The sequence below is a fragment of the Pseudoflavonifractor phocaeensis genome (genome assembly GCF_016901735.1).
Classification (GTDB): domain Bacteria; phylum Bacillota; class Clostridia; order Oscillospirales; family Oscillospiraceae; genus Pseudoflavonifractor_A.
Genome location: NZ_JACLZC010000108.1, coordinates 1 through 4,940, shown reverse-complemented (window position 1 = coordinate 4,940; position 4,940 = coordinate 1). Strand labels below are relative to the sequence as shown.

The window sequence follows — 4,940 nt, the reverse complement described above, 5'->3', positions numbered from 1 at the left end:
TATGGCCCCCTCTCGTCAAGTTGTTGTGTCGCAACTCAACTTTAACCGATGAGGCCCTATCCTTCATCCTTTTTTATTCAACTGTCCAACATGTATTGTACTCCTACAATCTTGACGCCAAAGAAAAAGTGATCCACCTTGACAAAGAGAGCCAAAACGCTTAAAATCAAAATATACTGTATGCTTAGAAAGAGGTGAGCATGATGTTATTTGGAAAATTTGCCATTGATTTCGGCTCCAAACAAGTTTATACCACGAAACATTGTGCGGAGCCTTTTCGGAAAGTTGATCTATAAAATGGAAAGGCCGAGGCAGATTTAAGGCTGTCTTTGGTTTTTGTACCCTTTTATCAGATCAACGATAGATAATTGACTGTTTAGGCCACAGACAATGTTTTGTTTGTGGCCTTTTGTTATGCCCATTTTAGGGCAACTATGCAGAGGGCGCACAGATTTGTGTGTCCTCTTTTTGATTTCAAAGGAGAATTGATATGACCGAAAAACAAAATTTATTAAACGGTAGCGTGCCAAAAAAATTGGCTGCTTTTGCATTTCCGCTGCTTCTGGCAAATATCCTGCAATCACTCTACAACGTAGTGGATATGCTGGTAGTCGGCCAAATTGTGGGTGATACGGGGCTTGCTGCCATCAATAACGCATCTAAATTATGCTATATAATTAACTCTATCTGTATTGGTATGACAATGGGCGGGGCTGTTCTGATTGCCCAATATAAAGGGGCAAATGATAAAAAGGGACAGGCTGAAACTTTCCAAACGCTGGCTTTGCTTTCTTTGGTGTCCGCTCTGCTTGTAACTGTTATCGGGTTGGCGTTTTACCAGCCGCTATTTCAAGCATTAAATGTTCCGTCAGACGCATATCAAGATGCCTGCAATTATATGAAGATCATTTGCTGGGGAACGGTGTTTGTCTTTGGATATAACGCTGTATGTTCTGTACTCAAAGGATTAGGTGATTCCAAATCCCCCCCTTTATTTCGTAGGGATTGCCACGATTATCAATATTGCTTTAGACATTTTGCTGGTAGGTCCTTTGGGAATAGGAACAACCGGAGCTGCTTATGCCACTATCACAGCACAGGGGATTTCTTTTTTGATTTCCATGTTCTATTTAAGAAAGCACAAAGTATTCTTCTCTGCTGATGTTCACAAGCCGTTTACACTCCAAATGGATAAACTGGTTTCCATTCTTAAAGTTGGGCTACCTACCGCAATTCAAATGGTAGTTGTGAACACGGCTTATCTGCTTGTAACAGGTATGCTAAATCAATTTGGTACTTCTGTATCTGCTGCTTCTGGTGTTGGATTGCAGATCAATACCTTTGCCGGTATGCCCTGCTGGGCTATCGGACAAGCGGTTACAGTGATGGTAGGCCAGTGCATCGGTGCCGGAGAGATAAAACGGGCGCGGAAAGTAGTTAAAATCGGCTTGCTGCTGAATGTTTCTGTAACCCTTGTTGTTGTAATTGGTGTTCAAGTTTTTGCCGAACAACTGATCCTGCTTTTTGGCAGTACCAGTGCAGAAGTAATCAACGACGGAGTGTATTATCTGCGGATTTGCTGCGGTGTCAACAGTCTAATTTACGCTGTCATGTATACATTGGATTCTTTTGCGATTGGGCTAGGTGCTGCAAATATAGCTATGCTCAATGCGCTACTGGATGCGGTAATTGTACGTCTGCCGGTGAGCTGGCTTCTTGCCTTTACACTTAGTATGGGCTTTCCGGGGATTTATTATGGACAGGCTCTTTCCCCGATCTTGCCAGCTATTGTTGGATTTCTCTATTTTCAAAATAAAGGCTGGGAGCGAAAAACGCTTATTCAGAAGAAAAGCGAAATTTGAATGGAGATAATTCAATAACCGCATAAGCGTACCACATGAAATTAAAAAAATAACTTTTCAACTGCCGGGCGACGGCAAAAAGAAAAAAAGCCGTCGTTCAGCAGTGTTTTCCCATGCCCAATTAACAATGCGGCGGCTTTGAATAATCAAGGCCGCCGCTTCTCTTTGCCCGGCGCAGGATCGGCGGCCCACGGAGGGAGCCGCCATGAAAGCAACAGTATTTAGGCAAAATCATATTGGCTTTACATTATCAAAAAAAGCCGTCCGTTATTGCCGAAATGCTGCGGCTATGAAGATGAACACACAATTCATGTAAATACTTCTTATCGTTCCTTAACGCCTGTTCGCAATTTGCGGGCAGGCGTTTTTTGTCGGCTTTTCTGTTTTTTCGCCGGCTGCCACTCTCCGCCTCGTTTCGTTCCGGCCTGTCAACCTGAACGAAACGAAAGGAGCCAATTATGAGCGGCAAAAAAATTTTTAATATAAATGCGGGAAACCAGCCAAACAGCGGCATTGCCATAACAGTAGTGGGCGAAAGGGGAAGAAAAGACCCGCCTCCCGACACGGAGGGAGGTGAGAACATGACACCTGATCGCCATAAAGAACATAAGCAGCATACCTTTGACAGCTTTTGCAAACGGGCAATCAAGTATGAAGCCCTTAACGCATATCGCCAGATTCGTTATCGGCGGAACTGCGAGATTAGCCTGAGCGAACTGCCAGAGGAAATCATGGAGCAGCTTGCGGTTTATGACCGCTATCCCTGGGAGTACCATTCTTTCACAGCTCGTGGAACTGTGATTCTGATTGAAAATGATCTCCTGGCCGATGCACTCAATCAGTTATCCCAAGAGAACGTGGAGCCGGTCGGCCGGTGCGCCATGAAGTCTGTTGCAAGTCCGCAGGACGGGACTCCTACCAAACAGGTGAGCGACAAAACCAGGCCGCAAAACAGGTGTGGCAGCCTGTTGGCGAGGATGCACAGACAGGATAATAAGACTCCCGCGTTGAACGCCCTCAAAGCATTGCGCGGCGCACCCATCAACATGGGCCGGGGTGAGATTCCCGTGGAGCTGCGACCGAAGGAAATACCTTTAGGTACTGCCAGCAGCCGTCCGTTTTTTGCCTCTTTTATTTTCAGATAAATCTTCTGCTTTTCTGTTTACGGATAGTTCGTAAATTTTCCATTAGCAGCAGACAAACCCGAAACGGCGCGGTACAATGAGGGTGGAAGTTATGAATGAATACCCTTTTGCGTGCCGTTTCTGACAGGAAAGGAGGCTGCTGTGTCAGAGCTTCAGAACGGTACGGAGAAAAGGCCTTCGGAGTGCCGCACCTACACGGTCAATGACATTGCCGTGATTTTAGGTGTCAGCCAAGCGCGGGCATATAGCCTTGTGCGGGAGGACCTTTTCAAAAGCGTACGAATTGGCAACGCCATACGGATTTCCAAGCGGTCGTTCGACCACTGGCTGGAGTCACTTGACCTGTGACACAAGAAAGGAAGGTTCGTTATGGCATCTATTATCAAGAGAAAGAAAAACTATTCCGTAGTCTACAGCTACATAGACGAAAACGGCGAGAAAAAGCAGAAGTGGGAGACCCGATCCAGCTATCAGGACGCATTGAAGCGCAAGGCGGAGATTGAGAGCAAAAAGACCTCCGGCACCTTTCTTCCGCCCAGCGACCAGACCATCAAGGAGTTCATGCTGGACTTCGTTTCCCTCTACGGGGAAAAGCGGTGGGGCGTATCCATGTACGACAGCCAGACCGCCCTCATCGCCAACTACATCAACCCCATCATCGGGGACATGAAGGTGCAGGACACCACGCCCCGTGTGGTGGACAAGTACATCCAGACCTTACAGAAAACACCGCCGGTAGCCACCAAGACCCACCGCCCCAAGTCGGAGTACATGAGCAACCAGAATATCGAGAAGATCATCAAACTGCTCCGCTGCGCCTTCAAGCAGGCGGTCCGGTGGGAGATCGTCCCCAAGAACCCCTTCGACAATGTGGTGCTGCCCAAGACGGAGTACAAGAAGCGGGACATCTGGACCGCCGAGATCATCCGCAAAGCCCTGGACAGCTGCACGGAGAGCAAGCTTTACATCGCCATGAATCTGGCCTTTGCCTGCTCCATGCGGATCGGCGAGATTCTGGGACTCACCTGGAGCAATGTCCACATTGAGGACGAGGACATCGCCACGGATAACGCCTATGTCTATATTGACAAGGAACTGGTGCGGGCCTCCAAACGGGCCATTGAAATGTTGGGCAAGCGGGACATCTATCACATCTTCCCGCCCCTGTTTGCCAACACCAGCACCAGAGTCGTTCTGAAAAAGCCCAAGACCGACTCCAGCATTCGGAAGGTGTGGCTGCCCAAGACGGTTGCCTATATTCTCCGCCAGTGGAGGGAATCCCAGAATGAGTTGAAAGAGCTGTTGGGGGACGAGTACCAAGACTACGATCTGGTGGTGGCGATGCCCAACGGCCGCCCCTGCGAGGAACGCATCATCGCGGGCGAATTCCAGAAGCTGCGGGAGAGCGCGGGGCTTCCCAAGGTGGTCTTTCACTCCCTCCGACATTCCAGCACCACCTACAAGCTGAAGCTGAACCACGGCGACCTGAAGGCCACCCAAGGCGACACGGGCCACGCCCAGATTGACATGATCACCCAGGTCTATGCCCACATTCTGGACGAGGACCGCAAGGTGAACGCCCAGAAGTCTGAGGACGCCTTCTACGCCAGCGCCAATCCCGACCTGCGGACGGTGCGCCCTCTGGAGCCGCCCAAGCCCAAGGAGCCGGAAAAACCGGCGGCGACCCCGTCTTTGGACCTGGCGGGGCTGGTGGCGCAACTGCAAAAATCGCCGGAATTGGTAAGCACCCTGGCGGCGCTTTTGTCGGCAGTTCCATCCGAAAAATCCTTCTGAAATGTCGGTTTAGCAAAGCGGCAGTTTTTCTTAAATAGTGTTTACACGAGTAATGTAGTATAATAGGGACAACAGCCCAGAAAGAGGTGTTCCTATGAGTAACGAACAACAACGCCACGATATCAGTGATGAGGTATGG

General features: G+C 48.9%; 5 protein-coding genes. All 5 read left to right on the top strand.

Annotated elements, in window-relative coordinates:
- The first annotated feature begins 490 nt into the window (after positions 1–490).
- The 5 genes from H7U37_RS16300 to H7U37_RS14325 all read left to right on the top strand — a co-directional run bounded on the left by H7U37_RS16300 (position 491) and on the right by H7U37_RS14325 (position 4,801).
- Positions 491–1,162: an MATE family efflux transporter gene (locus H7U37_RS16300; protein WP_477742903.1), complete on the top strand. Its 672-nt coding sequence runs from the start codon at positions 491–493 to the stop codon at positions 1,160–1,162.
- The gene (locus tag H7U37_RS16295) at positions 1,122–1,862 is read left to right on the top strand and encodes an MATE family efflux transporter (protein ID WP_477742904.1); all 741 of its coding nucleotides are present in this window, start codon (positions 1,122–1,124) and stop codon (positions 1,860–1,862) included. Before H7U37_RS16300 ends, H7U37_RS16295 begins: the two co-directional genes overlap by 41 nt.
- A 458-nt stretch (positions 1,863–2,320) precedes the next feature.
- The gene (locus tag H7U37_RS14335; protein ID WP_204876768.1) at positions 2,321–3,007 is read left to right on the top strand and encodes a hypothetical protein; all 687 of its coding nucleotides are present in this window, start codon (positions 2,321–2,323) and stop codon (positions 3,005–3,007) included.
- A gap of 141 nt (positions 3,008–3,148) precedes the next feature.
- Positions 3,149–3,355 (top strand): helix-turn-helix domain-containing protein, encoded by a 207-nt coding sequence (locus H7U37_RS14330; protein ID WP_204876766.1) that lies wholly within the window; start codon positions 3,149–3,151, stop codon positions 3,353–3,355.
- A 21-nt stretch (positions 3,356–3,376) separates the two neighbouring features.
- Positions 3,377–4,801 carry a site-specific integrase gene (locus tag H7U37_RS14325; protein WP_204876764.1) on the top strand — a complete coding sequence of 475 codons (1,425 nt, stop codon included), beginning with the start codon at positions 3,377–3,379 and terminating at the stop codon, positions 4,799–4,801.
- Positions 4,802–4,940 lie beyond the last annotated feature (139 nt).

What these genes read in the sequence shown, in the direction of transcription:
- H7U37_RS16300 (WP_477742903.1), top strand. Translation starts at nt 491, where the DNA reads ATGACCGAAAAACAAAATTTATTAAACGGTAGCGTGCCAAAAAAATTG.
- H7U37_RS16295 (WP_477742904.1), top strand. Translation starts at nt 1,122, where the DNA reads ATGTTCTATTTAAGAAAGCACAAAGTATTCTTCTCTGCTGATGTTCAC.
- H7U37_RS14335 (WP_204876768.1), top strand. Translation starts at nt 2,321, where the DNA reads ATGAGCGGCAAAAAAATTTTTAATATAAATGCGGGAAACCAGCCAAAC.
- H7U37_RS14325 (WP_204876764.1), top strand. Translation starts at nt 3,377, where the DNA reads ATGGCATCTATTATCAAGAGAAAGAAAAACTATTCCGTAGTCTACAGC.